This window comes from Amycolatopsis stemonae, from assembly GCF_054781455.1.
Genome location: NZ_BAAGUJ010000023.1, coordinates 23,518 through 38,820 on the forward strand (window position 1 = coordinate 23,518; position 15,303 = coordinate 38,820).

14 protein-coding genes are annotated in these 15,303 nt (G+C 71.3%); 3 read left to right on the forward strand and 11 right to left on the reverse strand.

The window, feature by feature from the left end:
* Positions 1-21 precede the first annotated feature (21 nt).
* Complete coding sequence (hxlA, locus tag ACYVLJ_RS44275; RefSeq protein WP_460443204.1) at positions 22-651, reverse strand: 3-hexulose-6-phosphate synthase; 630 nt, start codon at positions 649-651, stop codon at positions 22-24.
* 168 nt (positions 652-819) lie between these two features.
* On the opposite strand from hxlA, the gene rpe reads away from it, so the two are divergent.
* Positions 820-1,482 carry a ribulose-phosphate 3-epimerase gene (gene rpe, locus ACYVLJ_RS44280; RefSeq protein ID WP_460443280.1) on the forward strand — a complete coding sequence of 221 codons (663 nt, stop codon included), beginning with the start codon at positions 820-822 and terminating at the stop codon, positions 1,480-1,482.
* Position 1,483: 1 nt separating this feature from the next.
* Here the strand turns inward: rpe and ACYVLJ_RS44285 are convergent, their stop codons facing one another.
* Positions 1,484-2,935 (reverse strand): DNA-binding protein, encoded by a 1,452-nt coding sequence (locus tag ACYVLJ_RS44285; RefSeq protein WP_460443205.1) that lies wholly within the window; start codon positions 2,933-2,935, stop codon positions 1,484-1,486.
* A gap of 371 nt (positions 2,936-3,306) precedes the next feature.
* Here ACYVLJ_RS44285 and ACYVLJ_RS44290 point away from each other — a divergent pair, with 371 nt between their 5' ends.
* Complete coding sequence (locus tag ACYVLJ_RS44290; protein WP_451976473.1) at positions 3,307-4,701, forward strand: DNA-binding protein; 1,395 nt, start codon at positions 3,307-3,309, stop codon at positions 4,699-4,701.
* A gap of 9 nt (positions 4,702-4,710) precedes the next feature.
* Here ACYVLJ_RS44290 and ACYVLJ_RS44295 read toward each other — a convergent pair whose 3' ends face one another.
* From ACYVLJ_RS44295 to ACYVLJ_RS44315, 5 genes are all read right to left on the reverse strand, one after another.
* Positions 4,711-4,905, reverse strand: coding sequence for a recombination activating protein 1 (locus ACYVLJ_RS44295; RefSeq protein WP_460443206.1), 195 nt, complete (start codon positions 4,903-4,905; stop codon positions 4,711-4,713).
* A 104-nt stretch (positions 4,906-5,009) separates the two neighbouring features.
* The gene (locus ACYVLJ_RS44300; RefSeq protein ID WP_451976467.1) at positions 5,010-6,692 is read right to left on the reverse strand and encodes a PQQ-dependent dehydrogenase, methanol/ethanol family; all 1,683 of its coding nucleotides are present in this window, start codon (positions 6,690-6,692) and stop codon (positions 5,010-5,012) included.
* A gap of 16 nt (positions 6,693-6,708) precedes the next feature.
* Positions 6,709-7,164, reverse strand: coding sequence for an MSMEG_3727 family PQQ-associated protein (locus ACYVLJ_RS44305; RefSeq protein WP_460443207.1), 456 nt, complete (start codon positions 7,162-7,164; stop codon positions 6,709-6,711).
* A gap of 141 nt (positions 7,165-7,305) precedes the next feature.
* Positions 7,306-9,507 (reverse strand): catalase/peroxidase, encoded by a 2,202-nt coding sequence (gene katG, locus ACYVLJ_RS44310; RefSeq protein WP_460443208.1) that lies wholly within the window; start codon positions 9,505-9,507, stop codon positions 7,306-7,308.
* A gap of 23 nt (positions 9,508-9,530) precedes the next feature.
* Positions 9,531-10,079: a manganese efflux pump MntP gene (locus tag ACYVLJ_RS44315; RefSeq protein ID WP_460443209.1), complete on the reverse strand. Its 549-nt coding sequence runs from the start codon at positions 10,077-10,079 to the stop codon at positions 9,531-9,533.
* A gap of 530 nt (positions 10,080-10,609) precedes the next feature.
* On the opposite strand from ACYVLJ_RS44315, the gene ACYVLJ_RS44320 reads away from it, so the two are divergent.
* Positions 10,610-11,074 carry an RpiB/LacA/LacB family sugar-phosphate isomerase gene (locus tag ACYVLJ_RS44320; protein ID WP_460443210.1) on the forward strand — a complete coding sequence of 155 codons (465 nt, stop codon included), beginning with the start codon at positions 10,610-10,612 and terminating at the stop codon, positions 11,072-11,074.
* A 142-nt stretch (positions 11,075-11,216) separates the two neighbouring features.
* Here ACYVLJ_RS44320 and ACYVLJ_RS44325 read toward each other — a convergent pair whose 3' ends face one another.
* The 4 genes from ACYVLJ_RS44325 to ACYVLJ_RS44340 all read right to left on the reverse strand — a co-directional run bounded on the left by ACYVLJ_RS44325 (position 11,217) and on the right by ACYVLJ_RS44340 (position 15,281).
* Positions 11,217-12,221, reverse strand: a complete 1,005-nt coding sequence (locus ACYVLJ_RS44325; protein ID WP_460443211.1) for an HAD-IIA family hydrolase — start codon at positions 12,219-12,221, stop codon at positions 11,217-11,219.
* Positions 12,218-13,141 carry an FIG domain-containing protein gene (locus ACYVLJ_RS44330; protein ID WP_460443212.1) on the reverse strand — a complete coding sequence of 308 codons (924 nt, stop codon included), beginning with the start codon at positions 13,139-13,141 and terminating at the stop codon, positions 12,218-12,220. Before ACYVLJ_RS44330 ends, ACYVLJ_RS44325 begins: the two co-directional genes overlap by 4 nt.
* Before the next feature lie 97 nt (positions 13,142-13,238).
* Positions 13,239-14,216, reverse strand: coding sequence for a fructose-bisphosphate aldolase (locus ACYVLJ_RS44335; protein ID WP_460443213.1), 978 nt, complete (start codon positions 14,214-14,216; stop codon positions 13,239-13,241).
* Positions 14,217-14,243: 27 nt separating this feature from the next.
* Positions 14,244-15,281, reverse strand: coding sequence for a LysR family transcriptional regulator (locus ACYVLJ_RS44340; protein WP_460443214.1), 1,038 nt, complete (start codon positions 15,279-15,281; stop codon positions 14,244-14,246).
* Positions 15,282-15,303 lie beyond the last annotated feature (22 nt).

Consider the following 15,303-nt stretch of genomic DNA (forward strand, 5'->3'; position numbering starts at 1 on the left):
GCGCTCCTCGGGTGGTTTCGGTCAGCGGGTCGCGTGCTTCTTGAGTTCGGCCGCGGCCGCACCCGGGTCGGTGGCGTTGTAGATCGCACCACCCGCGACCGCCACGACGGCACCGGCTTCCCGCACCGAGCCGATCGTGCCGGCCTTCACGCCCCCGGCGATCGAAAACGGCACCCCCGCGAGACGGCCGTCCTCCAGCAGCTGCTCGATCGAGTAACCCGGACGCGCCTGCTCGTCCAGTCCCGCGTGGATCTCCACAAAGGACACTCCGAGCTTGGCGACCTCGCGGATCCGGGCCACCCGGCCGTCGACGACGCCGATCATGTCCGCCACGACCTGCTTGCCGTACTTGCGGCCGGCCGCGACCGCGCCGCGGACGGTGTCGTCGTCGACCGACCCCATCACCGTCACCAGGTCGGCACCGGCCTCGAAGGCCAGCGCGGCTTCCAGCTCCCCGGCGTCGGCGGTCTTGAGGTCCGCGAAGACCAGCTTGTCCGGGTGCGCGGCCTTGATCGCGGTCACCGCCGCGATCCCCGCCGACTTCACCAACGGCGTGCCCAGCTCCAGGATGTCCACGTGCTCGGACACCTGGTGGGCCAGGGTCAACGCCGAAGGAAGGTCCAGGACGTCCAACGCCACCTGCAACTGCACGGCACTCTCCTCATCGGTACGGGAACTGCGAAGTCCCCCCAACCATCGCCCGGCCTCGCGAGCCGCGGCAATACACCGGCACATGCGAAACGGCAATCCCCCGATACACAGCACCGATAACCGCGCACCGGCCGAGGCTCCTACGCTCGAAACGTGACGAACCAGCCGTTGATCGCCCCGTCCATCCTCTCCGCCGACTTCGCCCGGCTCGCCGAGGAAGTCGCCGCCGTGCAGGGAAACCGCGGCGCGGACTGGCTGCACGTGGACGTCATGGACGCGCACTTCGTGCCGAACCTGACCCTGGGCCTGCCGGTCGTGCGTTCACTGCTGGCGACCACCGACCTGCCGGTGGACTGCCACCTGATGATCGAGAAGCCGGACCACTGGGCGATCGGCTACGCGGAAGCGGGTTCCTACAACGTCACCGTGCACGTCGAGGCCGCCGAAGACCCGGTCATGCTCGCGAAGAACCTGCGGGCCGCGGGCGCGAAGGCGGGGCTGGCCATCAAGCCGGGCACGCCGCTGGCGCCCTACCTCGACGTGCTCAAGCACTACGACACCCTGCTGGTGATGTCGGTGGAACCCGGGTTCGGCGGGCAGAAGTTCATCGCCGACGTCCTCGGGAAGGTGCGCGAGGCCCGCCGGCTCGTCGACACCGGCCACCTGAACCTGGTGGTGGAGATCGACGGCGGCATCAACGCCGGCACGATCGAGCAGGCGGCCGAGGCCGGCGTCGACTGCTTCGTCGCCGGTTCGGCCGTCTACGCGGCCGCGGATCCGGCGCAGGCCGTGGAAGGCCTGCGCCGGCAGGTGGAAGCCCTGTCCCGCTGACTCACACCCCGAGCATGCGCCGCAGATCCGGGGCGTGGCGCCGGGAAACGGGCACGAACTCGTGGGCCCGGGAGTCCATGATCAGGAACAGCTCCCCCTTGATGCCCCGCTCGATCTCCGCCACCCGGCGCAGGTTGACCAGGAACCGCCGGTGCACCCGGCGGAACCCGTAGGACGTCAGCGATCGTTCGACGTTGTCCAGGCCGCGGGTCGCCGCCTGGATCCGGCCGCGTTCGGTGACGAGCCAGACGACGTTCCGGTCGGCCTCGGCGTAGCGGATCTCTGACGGGGCCAGCAGGACGAGCCGGTCGTTGCGCATCCCGATGACGCACCGCGGCAGCGGGCCGACCGCGTCGTCGGAATTCCCTTCGTAGGGCTCGCCTTCCTGCACGCCGAACGCGCACAGCATGCCCACCACGTGGTTCGAGTCGACGACCGAGCGCATGGTCAGCGACGTGGGCTCTTCGCCCGGGCACACCGGCAGGCGCGCGTAGCCGCTCCACTCCGCGCTGCCCTGCGCCCGTTCCTTGGCCCACCGCAGCACTTCCGGCAGACCGGCGATGTCCGGGGTCCAGCGCTCGGCGGGCTCCGTCGCGCCCGCGACGATCGGGGTTTCGCCGGCCAGGCCGAGCATCGCGACGGCCGCCTCGTTCGCGGCGATCACGTTCCCGCCGCGGTCCATCGCCATGAACGAGCCGCTGGCCTGCAGGCACTTCCGGGTGAATTCGGCGATCACCTTGTCGGCTTCGTAGATGGCCCGCCGGTAGATCTCCTGCTCCACGCACGCGACCGCTTTCGTCAGCCACGGCGGTACGAGCTTGGACAACGACGCGTTCCAGCGCGAGATGTTGATCGACGCGACCGGCGAGCCGGTCACGACGTCGCGGATGGAGATACCCGCGCACGCCCACTGGTGGAACGCTTCGCACCAATGTTCCGGGCCGGTCACGGTCACCGGGCCGGACACCTCGAGCGACGTGCCCATCCCGTTCGTGCCGGTGCACTCCTCCGACCACGACGACCAGGGCGCGAGGTTGTGCAGCTCGGCGCGCCGCTGCGCGGCCGGATCGCCCCACGCGCCCAGGACACGCCCGTCGCCGTCCGTCACGGTGACGACGGCGCCGTCGCGTTCGACTTCCCGGCCGGCCAGTGCGCCCAGGCCGCCGAGCGCGGTGAAGATGACGCCGTTGTCGATCCGCTGGGCCTCGTCGCCCCGGGCGCCCGGCGCGACGTCGAGTGTCCGGTCGACGTCGTAGCGATCCCGGCACCGGTACCACGACGCCAGGATCTCGGGCCGGACGCCGGTTTCGACGTCTTCGCCCGCGGCGAAGTTCTCCCACGCGCGAGCCACTTCCTTCGCCGACGAGGTGGCCACCAGGGAGCCGCCGGGCGCGCGGTCACGTCCACCGGGCCGGCTCGGTGCGATCACCAGCGGCGGCACTCTCCCGGTCATCGCGACCTCCTTGTCGCCGGGTGCGCCGGGGGCTTTCCGTCACCGCCGGGCACTGAAAGTCGTCACAAAGTAACTCGCTGCGGCAACGCTTTTCAAGACATGTTCACGTCGTTCGGCCGCATCGCTGTAGAACTACCCGATCGGACAGGTAGCCCGGCAGCACCACCGTTCCGGTTTACCAGCAAGGGCGTTCGCCCGCGCCACCCGACCGCTGGTGGGCGCCCGGGCGCCGCCGGTCCTCGCTTCACGACCGTTCGTCAGGTGTCCGCCGACCGTCATCCCACTCTCCTTGCCCTCGGTCCGGCCCGGGTTTTAGCTTGCGACGAAGGCGAATCACCACGTCCCGCCCCACGGACCAAAGGCGGTCTCCCATGCCCCAGGTACACCGGCTCGACCCGGGCTCCCGCGGCCGCGGCGAGGCGACCGTGTACCAGGCGTGGGAGCGCTTCGCGCGCGGCGAGGACGACCTCCGCGGCGTCCGGCCCGAGATCGCGATCTCCTGGCACCGGTGCCGGGACCAGTACGGGGTCGACCCGGGCCTGACCGCGGCCCCGGCGGCGGTCGCGGAGGTCGGCCACGCACTGGAGCACGACGTCGTGTTCGCCGAACTCGGCTTCCGCGCCGCCTCCCTGGCGCGCGAGGTCGGCACCCACGGCGGCATCGTGACCCTCACCGACGGCACCGGCCGGGTGCTCGCCCAGTGGGGCGACCAGGCCACCAGCGCCGTCGCCGCCGAAGCCAACCTCGCCCGGTGGTTCTGCTGGGCCGAAGGCGCCACCGGGACGAACGGCATGGGCACCGCGCTCATGTCCTACGCCCCCGTGCTGATCCGCGGCGCCGAGCACTGGTGCCAGGCCTTCCACGACTGGACCTGCGCCGGCGTGGCGGTCCGGGACGTCGTGACCCGGGAACCGGTCGCGGTGCTCAACATCTCGTGCTGGCGCGGCGACCTCCCCGCGACCGTGGGGGCCTGGCTCGGCAACGCCGCCACGATGACGCAGCGCATCCTGCGCCGGCGCGCCAAGGACGACGGCGCCGAGCTGATGGCCGCCTTCAACCACGCCCGGTCGGGCACGAGCGCGCCGCTCGCGGCCGTCGACGCCGCGGGCCGGGTCGTGCTCGCCGACGACACGGCGGGCGTGCTCCTGGGCATCCCGGGCTCCACGCCGGCCCCCGATCCCGCGGTGCGGTGGAAACCGGAACTGCCGGAGTTCATCCGGGCCGCCAAGTACGCCGCCGGGCAGGCGACCCGCAACCACGACTGGTCCGGCTCGACCCAGATCCTCACGCGCCTGGCCAACGAACCGACGTCGATCAGCTTCCGGCCGGTGTTCCTGACCGGGCACCTGGTCGGCAACGTCGTCACGTTCGGCGTCTCCGAAGGCGATCCGCTGCCCCGGGCGAGCGAGGATTCGCCGCTGCGCACGCAGCCGCACCGGATGGTCGCGACGCGCGAGAACCGCATGGTCCTGTTGCGGCTGCCCGAAGTCTCCTTCGCGCAGTCCGACGGCAACGACGTGTGGCTGTCCACCGACCAGGGCCTGCTGCGCTCGGCCTCGCCGGGTCTCGACCGGCTCGAAACCGAGCTGACCGACGCCGGGTTCCTCCGGGTCCACCGCCAGTACGTGGTGAACCTCAGCCGGATCCGGGAGGTCGAGCGCCGGAACAGGAGCGAGCTGGTCCTGGTCATGGACGACCCGGACCAGACGATGGTGCCGGTCTCCCGGCGGAACACGCCGACCGTGCGCCGGGCGCTGGAGATCTGACCCGGCCCGTCAGCCACGGTACTGGTGCACGTCGCAGACGCAGTACATCAGCCGGCATTCGAAGCACGCGGGCTTGCCCACGCACGTGATGCAGGGCCCGCACGCGACCGGTTCCGTGTGCCGCGCGACCTCGTCGGGCCCGTAACGTTCCCCGCAGTACAGGCACGGCAGGCGCTCCTGCTGCGGTGCGGACGGCTGGTTCATCGCCTCACCTTTCTCCTCGCCGGTGGCGGAAAGCACCGAGACCGGTGGCCGGGTCGCCGCGACGACCCGGCCACCGGCCGGCACACCTCGGGGGGACTCCCCGGTCAGAGCGAGAACACGATCAGCGCGGCGCCGTGCCCCTGGCCGGACATGCCGGGGACGATGCCCTCGAGCCAGCCACCCCAGCCGACCGGCACGGCGATGTGCTGCTTGCCGTCGACGGTGAAGGTGCTCGGGCTGCTGTGGTGCCCGCTGCCGCACTGGAAGCTCCAGAGCTTCTCGCCGGTCTCGGCGTGCAGCCCCAGGAACTCACCCTCGGGGGTGCCGGCGAACACGACCTTCCCCGCGGTGCTGAGGGTCGACGCGGCCATCGGCATGTTGTTCATGCGGTGGCGCCACTTCTCCTCGCCGTGGGAGTCGAACGCGCTGACCGAGCCGGCCATGTTGTCGATGTCGACCTCGACGGCGGCACCCCAGTAGGGCATGCCCTCCTTGAACTCGCGGCGCCGCCGGGTGGCCGTGGCGCCCACGTCGGCGACCGGCACGTAGAACAGGTCGAGGTCCGGGTTGTAGGAGGCGTGCGTCCACTCCTTCGCGCCGGCGGGGCCGGGGTAGAAGTGGCAGGGCTCGCCTTCCTTGTCCGGGTACTTCCGCGGCGTCACCTTGCCGTCGCGGGTGATGACGCCCCAGTCGATCCGGTCCACGAACGGCGTCACGTGCTGCAGCTCGCCGTTGGTGCGGTCGAGGACGAACATGTACCCGTTCTTGTCGAAGTGGGCCAGCAGCTTCTTGCCGTCCCGCTCGAACAGGGTCATCTCCATCGTGGAGTCGTAGTCCCACAGGTCGTGCGGGGTGAACTGGTAGTGCCACTTGATCTCGCCCGTGTCGACGTCCAGCGCGACCACGCTGTCGGTGTAGAGGTTGTCCCCTTCACGGACCTCGCCGTCGAAGTCGGGCGCCGGGTTCCCGGTACCCGCGTAGTAGAGGTTCAGCTCCGGGTCGAAGGTGCCGGTCACCCAGTGGTTCGCGCCGCCGCGCTGCCAGGCCTCGCCGTCGGCGGGCCAGGTTTCCGAGCCGGGCTCGCCCGGCTTCGGCACCGTGTAGGTGCGCCAGCGCTGCTCGCCGGTTTCCAGGTCCCAGCAGTCGATGTGGCCGCGGACGCCGTACTCGCCGCCGGCGGAACCGGTGATGAGCGTGTCCTTGATGACCAGCGGGGCGATCGAGGCGCTCTCGCCCGCGCGCACGTCGCCGATGGTCTTCTGCCAGACCTTCCGGCCGGTGGTGGCGTCGAGCGCGACCAGCTGCGCGTTCTGGGTCACCATGTACACCTTGCCGTTGGCCACCGCGCAGCCGCGGTTGACGTTGGCGCAGCACAGCGTCACGTCGATCGGGATCGCGTGCTTGTAGCGCCACAGCTGCTCGCCGGTCTTCGCGTCGAGCGCCCACAGCCAGCCGTCCCAGCCGGTGACGAACATGACGCCGTCGACGACCAGCGGGCAGGCCTCGAACGCGTAGGTCGAGGTCGAGGCGATCATGCCGGTCGCGCTCGCCTGGAAGATCCAAGCGACCTTCAGGTTCTTGACGTTGTCGACGGTGATCTGGTCGAGCAGGCTGTGCCGCTTGCCGTCGTAGTCGCCGTAGTAGGTGATCCAGTTGTCGGCCTCGCTGCGCGCCCGGAGGATGCGCTCGTAGTCGACGCCGCGCGTCACGTCCGGCGCGCGGTGCGGCAGGTTGGACAGCTTGCTGTGGTCGAACGCCTTGCCGGCGTCGACGTATTCGAGGGTCATGGTGGTTCCTGCCTTCCTACGGCCGCGGCTGGGCGGGTCGGTCGAGCTTGGCTTCCGGCGGCACCTCGCCGGTCACGACGATGGCGGCCTGCAGGCCGCGGCCCTCGTCGTTGCCGGCCGGGGAGCCGTACCAGTAGCAGCCGGGGCCGTCCAGCTCGAGGGTCGCGCTGCCCTTGGAGTGGTTCAGCAGCCCGATGAACTGCCGGTCGCCGTTGCTGGGCAGCAAGCAGGCGTGGGTGTTCTTGTCGTCGTTGATGATCGTCAGCTCGAGGGTGCCCGCGTGCGGCATGATCAGCACGCCCGGCTCCCACGCCATCGCGTCCTCCGGGATCCGGATGGTCGCCTCCATCGTCCCGTCGGGACGTTCGGTCGCCTTGGCGATGGAACCGGTGCCGAGCACGGCCCCGATGGTCGCCTTGTTCTGCCCGTTGAGCTCGGCCAAGAGATCTTCGCGTTCCTGGGCGATCGTCATCGGACTTCACCTCCTACAGCGGCTGGTTCGCACTTTTCGTTGTCCTGCAACGCGTTCGGACACTACCTCCGGCGGAGTGGTTCCGATATCCTTTGCCACACAATGGCTCTGCTCCACCGTTCACCCGGCGAGAGGTACCGTTCAACGGAGGTCGAACCGGTCGAGCTCCATGACCTTCCCCCACGCCGCGGCGAAGTCCCGGACGAACTTCCCGCCGGCGTCCTCGCTCGCGTAGACCTCCGAAAGCGCTCTCAGCTCGGAGTTCGATCCGAACAGGAGGTCGACGCGGCTCGCCGTCCACTTCGGCTCGCCGGTCTCCCGGTCGCGGCCCTCGTAACGGTTGCCGTGCTCGCCCGGTGTCCACAGTGTCCTCATGTCGAGGAGGTTGACGAAGAAGTCGTTGCTCAGCACGCCCGGCGACGAAGTCAGCACCCCCACCGGAGACCGGCGGTGCGTGGCGCCCAGTACCCGCAGCCCGCCGACCAGCACCGTCATCTCGGGCGCGCTCAAGGTGAGCAGGCTCGCGCGGTCGACCAGCAGGTGCTCCGGGGGCAACCGGAACCCGTCGCCCAGGTAGTTCCGGAAGCCGTCTGCCGTGGGCCGCAACGCTTCGAACCACTCGACGTCGGTCCACTCCTGGGTCGCGTCGGTGCGCCCGGGCCGGAACGGGACGTCGACCTCGTGGCCACCGGCCGCGGCGGCGTGTTCCACCGCGGCACACCCGCCGAGCACGATCAAGTCGGCCAGCGAGACCAGCTTGCCTTCTCCCCCGGCGTCGAACCGCTCCTGGATCCCCTGCAGCACCGGCAGCACCACGGCCAGCTGCCCGGGTTCGTTGACCGCCCAGCCGCGCTGCGGTTCGAGCCGGATCCGCGCCCCGTTCGCCCCGCCGCGCTTGTCGCTGTCGCGGTAGGTCGAAGCCGACGCCCACGCCGTGGCCACGAGCTGGGCGACGGTCAGGCCGGAGGCGAGGATTTCGCTTTTGAGGGCGGCGATGTCGTCGCTGTCCACGAGCTCGTGGTCCACCGGCGGCACCGGGTCCTGCCAGATCAGCCGTTCGGTCGGGACGAGCGGCCCCAGGTACCGCTCGATCGGGCCCATGTCGAGGTGGGTCAGCTTGAACCAGGCCCGCGCGAACGCGTCCTCGAACTGGTCCGGGTGCGCCAGGAACCGCCGCGAGATCGCCTCGTAGCGCCGGTCTTCCTGCAGCGAGAGGTCCGTGGTGAGCATGACGGGGTGGTGTTTCACGTCCGGGTCGAAGGGGTCCGGCACGGTGCCCTCGCCCCCACCCTCCCGCGGGATCCACTGCCACAGGCCCGCGGGGCTGAGCTCGACGTCCCACTCGTACTCGAACAGCGTCTCGAAGAACGTGTGGTCCCAGTGCACGGGCGTGCGCGTCCACATGCCTTCCAGTCCGCTGGTGACCGTGTCGGCCGCGATGCCGCGGCCGTGCCCGCCGGCCCAGCCCAGGCCCTGCGCGGTGAGGGGCGCGCCCTCGGGCTCGGGGCCGCAGACGAGGTTCGGGTCCGCCGGGCCGTGCGTCTTGCCGAAGGTGTGCCCGCCCGCGATGAGCGCGACCGTCTCCTCGTCGCCCAGCCCCATCCGCTTGAAGGTTTCGCGGATGTCGCGGGCCGCGAGCCGCGGGTCGGGGTTGGTGGCCGGGCCCTGCGGGTCGACGTAGATCAACCCCATTTCCGCGGCCGCGAGGGGTTCGTCGAGCTCACGCAGGCCGCGGTAGCGGTCTTCGGCCAGCCACTTGAGTTCCGGGCCCCAGTACGTCTCGTCGGGCTCCCACACCTCGGGCCGGCCGCCGCCGAACCCGAAGGTCTTGAACCCCATCGATTCCAGCGCCCGGTTGCCCGCGAAGACCATCAGGTCCGCCCACGAGATCTTGCGCCCGTACTTCTGCTTCACCGGCCACAGCAGCCGGCGTGCCTTGTCCAGGTTGCGGTTGTCCGGCCAGCTGTTCAGCGGGGCGAAGCGCTGCATCCCGGCGCCCGCACCGCCCCGGCCGTCGCTGACGCGGTAGGTGCCCGCGGCGTGCCAGGCCATGCGCAGCACGAGCGGCCCGTAGTGCCCGAAGTCGGCGGGCCACCAGTCCTGCGACGTCGTCAGCACTTCGTCGATGTCCCGCGCGACCTCGCCGAGGTCCAGCGACGCGAACTGCCCGGCGTAGTCGAAGTCCGCGCCCAGCGGGCCGGCCTCGGGCAGGTTGCGGCGCAACGGCTTCAGGTCGACCCGCTCCGGCCACCGGTCCGCGGTCGTGCGGCGCGCCGCCGGCCGGGTCTCGCCCAGGATCTTGTCGTAGGTGCGGTAGGTGTGGGTGTCGGGGTTCTCGGGCATCGGATTCCTCGCCCCCCAAGGGTTCAGCCGAACACGAGCGGCAGCAGGATCGCCGCGCCGACCAGGGAAATCCCGCTGAAGAGGTCGGCGCGGACCCGGACGACCTTGGCGGCCATCCGCCCGATGTACAGCCCGGCGAACGACATGAGCACGGTCATCGCCCCGAACGTCAGCATCGGGATCACGAGGGAGAACCCCGCGATGCCGAGGCCGGCTCCGGCGATGAAGTTGTCGATGGTCAGCGAAAGCGGCATCCCGAAGAGCGTCACCCACGGGTGGTCCATGTCCTCCGGCTCCGGGTTCCGGATCGCGCCGACGATGAAGTACACGCCGTACAGCCCGAGCGCGGCCGCGCCGATGTACTCCGCCGAGTCGCCGAGGAAGTCGCCCAGGTAGTGCCCCAGGAACCCGCCCGCCAGCGGGCCCACGGCGTCCCACACCCCGAAGACGAGTGCCACCTGCAGCGCGCGCCGCCAGCCGAACGGGATGGTGCCGATGGCGATCGACGAGCGGAAGTTGTCGAGGCTGAGCCCGAAGGCGAGGGCGAGCAGCGGAAGAAATTCAAGAGTCACTTGAACCACCTCGAAAGGAAGACCAGGGTGCTGCGGGGAGAGCGGCTGGCTGCGCATGGCACAAGGCCCCGGCCCGAGAAGGTTTCCGGGATCCGGGGCCTTGCGCCGGCGCGGGGCGACACGGGCTCTGCGGCCCGGCGGTCAGCCCCGGTAGAAGTAGCCGGTGGCCTCGGCGCAGACCTCGACGACCGTGTACTCCGGGGTTTCCCACTTCATGTCCTGCTCCTCCTGTCGACCGGGCATTCGTGTTCCGCGCAACTCCGAGGACAACGTCGCGAAATTTCGCGGTCATCAAGGAGCATCTTGGATTTAACGGAGCAGCCGCAACCGACCTCGAACCAGTGGTCGGCAACCGGTGCCGAACGGCACCCCGGGACCCACGAGCGGGGAGGGCGGGGGCACCGGCGGTGCCGGCGCGGGCGGCCACGGAGGCTACGCTGCGTGACACGGTGCGGGGCATGGGAAAAGCCGAAGGCCCACCCGGCAATTGCTATGACACTACACCCGATTTGCGGACTTAGACTTCGGGTGTGCGCATCTACCTCGGCTCCGATCACGCCGGCCTCGACCTGAAGAACCATTTCGCCGCACGGCTTTCCGCACTCGGCCACGAGGTGACCGACGTCGGCCCCCACACCTACGACGCGGAAGACGACTACCCGCCGTACTGCGTCGAAGCGGCGCGGAGCGTCGTCGCCGACCCGGGCAGTCTCGGTGTCGTCATCGGCGGTTCCGGCAACGGGGAACAGATCGCCGCGAACAAGGTGCCCGGCGCCCGCGCCGCGCTGACGTGGAACGTCGACACCGCCCGGCTGGCCCGCCGGCACAACAACGCGCTGCTGGCCGCGCTCGGCGCCCGGATGCACCCGGTCGAAGAGGCCGAGCGCATCGTGGACGCGTTTCTCGCGGCGGAGTTCGAAGGTGGCCGCCACCAACGCCGGATCGCCCTGCTCGACGACTACGAACGCACCGGCGAGCCACCCGCCCTCCCCTGACGGCCCGCCCGTCGTGTGCGTAAACGGCCGCCCACCGCGAGAAGATCACCGTGGCACGGTCCGGTCGCGAGCACGCCGCCCGCCAGCCGTCCGGGAAGTCCCGACACGAATCGGTCCGTGAGGTCCTGGGACAGCACACCGCTCACGACCGCAGGCGGTGTTCGATCCGCTCCCACAGGCCCGGGTGGTCGGAGACCGCGCGGCCCGCGTCGCGGGCGGCCCACGCCGAGGCGACCACGGCCGCGAGCAGCTCGCCGTGGTCGCCGGTGTCCGGCACGCGGAGCACGCCGTCCGGCCCGATGCCGAGCCGTGCCTCCCGCGGGACGGCCCGCAGCGGCCGGGCCGGTTGCAGCAGCCCGCTCAGGTCGCCCGCGACGTACGTCGGACGCGTGGCACGCCCGGCGAAGGCCAGGTCGCGCAGCCGCGAAGACCCGCTCAGGACGAACAGCGAGTCGAGGCCGGCCGAGTTGGCGCCTTCGATGTCGGTGCCCAGCAGGTCCCCGCACACCAGGGTGCCCGGCCGGTCGGTGCCGAGCCGGGCGCGGGCGAGGTCGAACAACGCGGCCTGCGGCTTGCCGACCACGTGCGGCGACGCGCTGGTCGCCGACTGGACCACCGCCACCAGCGCGCCGTTGCCGGGCGCTCGCCCCGAGGGCGTGGGCAGGGTGAAGTCGACGTTCGTCGCCACCCAGGGGACGCCCGCTTCGGCCAGGTGGCCCACCGCCGCGAGCTCGCGCCAGGTGACGTCGGACCCCAGTCCCTGCACGACGGCTTCGACCGGCTTGTCGGCCAGGTCCGCGACACGCACCGGCGTCAACCCGGCTTCGGCGAGGGCCTGCGCGACGCCCGGCCCGCCCACCGCGCACACGCGTGCTCCCGGGGCCAGCCGCCGCGCCAGGTGCGCCGCGGCCGCCTGCGCACTGTTCACCACCGACCAGCCCTGTCCCGCGACACCGAGTTCGCGGAGGTGGTCGCCGACGTCGGCGGGGGCGCGGGACGCGTTGTTCGTCGCGAACACGACCGGCACACCGTCCGCCGTGACCCGGTTCAGGGTCGCCACGGCGTGGGGAACGGCCAACCGGCCGCGGTAGACCACGCCGTCGAGATCGCAGATGAGGCCGCGATACCGGGCGACGAGCGACGTCATGCGAACCGGTGCTCGGACTTGACCATCCGCACGGTGTCCGGCCGGGAGCTCAACACCATCGACTGCGTGGTGCCGCGGCCCCAGTGGTGCTGGACCCCGCGCAGCAATTCGTTGGTGGTGACGCCGGTGGCGCAGAACAGCACGCGCTCGCCACGCACCAGGTCGCCCGTGTGGAGGACCGTGTCGAAGCCTTCGGGCCGCAGCCGGGCCTGCAGCGCCCCGCCCAGGCAGGTCAGGGCGGCCGCGGCGAGAACGCCCGCCGCCGCTCCCCCGGTGCCCATCAGCAGGTCGATCGCGCTCTCGGGACGCGCCGCCGCGATCGCGCCCGCGACGTCACCGCCCTCGAGCAGGTGGACCCGCGCGCCGGCGTCGCGGATTTCGTTCGCGAGCTCCCGGTGCCGTGACCGGTTGAGCACCGCGACGACCACGTCCGACACCCGGACGTCCTTGGCCTCGGCGACCGCGCGCAGGTTCTCCGCGACCGGCCGGGCGATGTCGACGACGTCGGCGCACTCGGGGCCCACCGCCAGCTTTTCCATCACGGCGTCCGGCGGGGCGTCGTAGAGCGCACCGCGTTCCGCCACGACGACCGCGGCGAGCGAGTCCGGCACGTCCCGGACCGGCGACAGCGCGCCGTCACCCGCGAGGACGGCGAGGTCGCACACCGGCCCGTCCCCGCACCCGACGTCTTCGCCCCGCAGCTCGTCTTCGCCGGCCACCACGACGCCGCGCATCGGCACGGCCATGAGGTGTTCGCGCAGCGCGCCGGTCGCGGCGGCCTTGGCGCTGTCCCGTTCGACGCGGCCGGTCCACCGGCCGGCCGCGATCGCGGCGGCTTCGGTCGCCCGCACGAGTTCGAGCGCGAGCGCCTGGCCGGGTCCCCGGGAAACGCCGGTGGCGACCCGTTCCTGAGTACTCATCACTCTCGATTCACTCGCACGGTCGAGGGGTGGATACCGCGGACGGCCGGATCGGGACCACTGGGAAGGGTTCCGGCCGCCCGCGGCGGTTCGGGGGTCAGCGCGCGGCGGCGTTCGCGATCGCGCGCTCCGAGAGGGCTTTCTGCGCGGCGGCCCGGTTGTCCTCGTCGCCCCGCCAGATCTCCAGCGCGGGCCCGACCAGGGCGCGGCCGAAGGAGAACGTGAGTTCCCACGGCCGCGGGCCGAGGTGCTGCATCGCGCCGAGGTGCTGCGTCGCCACCTCCGGATGCTGCCCGCCGGAGAGGAAGGCGATGCCCGGCACGGACGCCGGCACCGTCTCGCGCAGGGCCTCGACCGTGGCCTCGGCGACGTCGGCGACCGAGGGCCGCTCACCGCTGCCGGTCCCGGCGACCACCATGTTGGGCTTGAGGACGATGCCGTCGAGCTGGACCCGCATCAGGTCGAGCTCCTCGAACAGCTCCGCCAGGACGGCGGTCGTCACCTGGCGGCAGCGCGCCAGCGAGTGGTCGCCGTCCATCAGCACCTCGGGTTCCACGATCGGCACCAGGCCGCCCTCCTGGCAGAGGCCGGCGTACCGGGCCAGGGCGTGCACGTTCGCGCGCACCGCGGTGGCGGACGGCGTGCCGTCGCCGATCGTGATCACCGCGCGCCACTTGGCGAAGGTCGCGCCGCCGCGCACGTAGTCCGCGACGCGTTCGCGCAGCCCGTCGAGGCCTTCGGTGATCTTCTCCTCCGGCGAGGCCGCCAGCGGCTTGGCCCCGGTGTCGACCTTGATCCCGGCGAGGATCCCGATGTCCTCGAGGTACTGCGGGAACGTGCGCCCGTCGCTCAGCTGCTGGTGGAACGTCTCGTCGGCGAGGATGACGCCGCTGATCGACTCGGACAGCCGCGGGGTCGTGACGATCAGCTCGCGGTACGCCCGGCGGTTCTCCGCGGTGGCCTCGACACCGACCTTCTCCAGCCGGGCGGACATCGTCCCGATGCTCTCGTCGGCGGCGAGGATGCCGCGGCGGTCGGACACCATGGTTCGCGCGATCTTGTTCAGGGCAGACACTTTCCTTGCTCCTCCTGCGGTCGGCGCTCAGGCGATGGATTCGTGGACGTCGATCGCCAAGCTGGGGTTGCGCGGCCTCGGCCGCTTGCGCGAGCCGGCTTCTCCCGGTTTTCGCCCCGGCACGACGACGGGCACGGGAGCGCCCTTCGACGCGGCGATCTCCACGAGCTCTTCCGCGTGTTCCGGGAGGCCCCGGCGCTCGCTCCACGCCGCGTAGAGGGGCTTGGCGGGCATTTCCCGGTCGACGGGCACCAGGTGCAGCCGCCCTTCCGCGAGCTCGGCGCGCACGGTGGAGACGTTCAGCACCGTCACCCGCCGGCTGGTCGCGACCGCCTGCTTGATCGCGGACGTGGACGGGAACTCGACGTAGCTCTGCGGCACGCCCGCGGTTCCGAGCAGCTCGTCGGTGAACTCCCGGAGCCCGGAGCCGCGCTCACGCAGCACCAGGGGCGCGGCCGCCAGCTCCGGCACCGTCAACGGGGTGCTTCGCGCCGCCCACGGATGCCGCGAGCCGACCACCACGGCCAGCTTGTCGTCGCAGATGTACCGGGTCACGAGCTCGTCGCGGGCCTGCTGCCGGGGTCCGCCGGCCTGGCACCAGCCGTCGATGAAGGCGAGGTCGACGTGGCTCGCGCGGATCAGCTGCCGCAGCGAGTCGACGCTGCCGGTCTGCACCTCGACCCGGGCCTCGCCGAAGGAGAACCCGAGCCGGTTCAGCCATTCGGGGATCAGGTGCTCGGCGATGGCCGGGCTGCCAGCGACGCGAAGCCGTTTCGCTTCCGAAGACCTTGCCCCGGAACCGAACTCCAGCAGCTCGCGCGCCGCCTGCATGACGTTGCGGGCGTACTTCGCCAGCATCTCGCCGTCTTCGGTGAGCTTCGAACCCGCGGGCGAGCGTTCCAGCAGCCGGAGCCCGAGCCGGCGTTCCATCGCGCTGATCCGGATACTGGCGGCCGGCTGGGAAAGGCTGTGCGCCTGCGCGGCTTTTCCCACGCTGCCGTGACTTTCCACCGACAGCAGCAGATCGAGGTCGGCGAGCTGAGGCATCTTGGACGGAAGAACCATGGTTTCACCCTCTCGCTCGGAA

What these genes read in the sequence shown, in the direction of transcription:
- ACYVLJ_RS44305 (WP_460443207.1), bottom strand. Translation starts at nt 7,164, where the DNA reads ATGACGATCGCCCAGGAACGCGAAGATCTCTTGGCCGAGCTCAACGGG.
- ACYVLJ_RS44325 (WP_460443211.1), bottom strand. Translation starts at nt 12,221, where the DNA reads ATGACGTCGCTCGTCGCCCGGTATCGCGGCCTCATCTGCGATCTCGAC.
- ACYVLJ_RS44285 (WP_460443205.1), bottom strand. Translation starts at nt 2,935, where the DNA reads ATGACCGGGAGAGTGCCGCCGCTGGTGATCGCACCGAGCCGGCCCGGT.
- ACYVLJ_RS44340 (WP_460443214.1), bottom strand. Translation starts at nt 15,281, where the DNA reads ATGGTTCTTCCGTCCAAGATGCCTCAGCTCGCCGACCTCGATCTGCTG.
- ACYVLJ_RS44295 (WP_460443206.1), bottom strand. Translation starts at nt 4,905, where the DNA reads ATGAACCAGCCGTCCGCACCGCAGCAGGAGCGCCTGCCGTGCCTGTAC.
- ACYVLJ_RS44300 (WP_451976467.1), bottom strand. Translation starts at nt 6,692, where the DNA reads ATGACCCTCGAATACGTCGACGCCGGCAAGGCGTTCGACCACAGCAAG.
- katG (WP_460443208.1), bottom strand. Translation starts at nt 9,507, where the DNA reads ATGCCCGAGAACCCCGACACCCACACCTACCGCACCTACGACAAGATC.
- ACYVLJ_RS44290 (WP_451976473.1), top strand. Translation starts at nt 3,307, where the DNA reads ATGCCCCAGGTACACCGGCTCGACCCGGGCTCCCGCGGCCGCGGCGAG.
- ACYVLJ_RS44330 (WP_460443212.1), bottom strand. Translation starts at nt 13,141, where the DNA reads ATGAGTACTCAGGAACGGGTCGCCACCGGCGTTTCCCGGGGACCCGGC.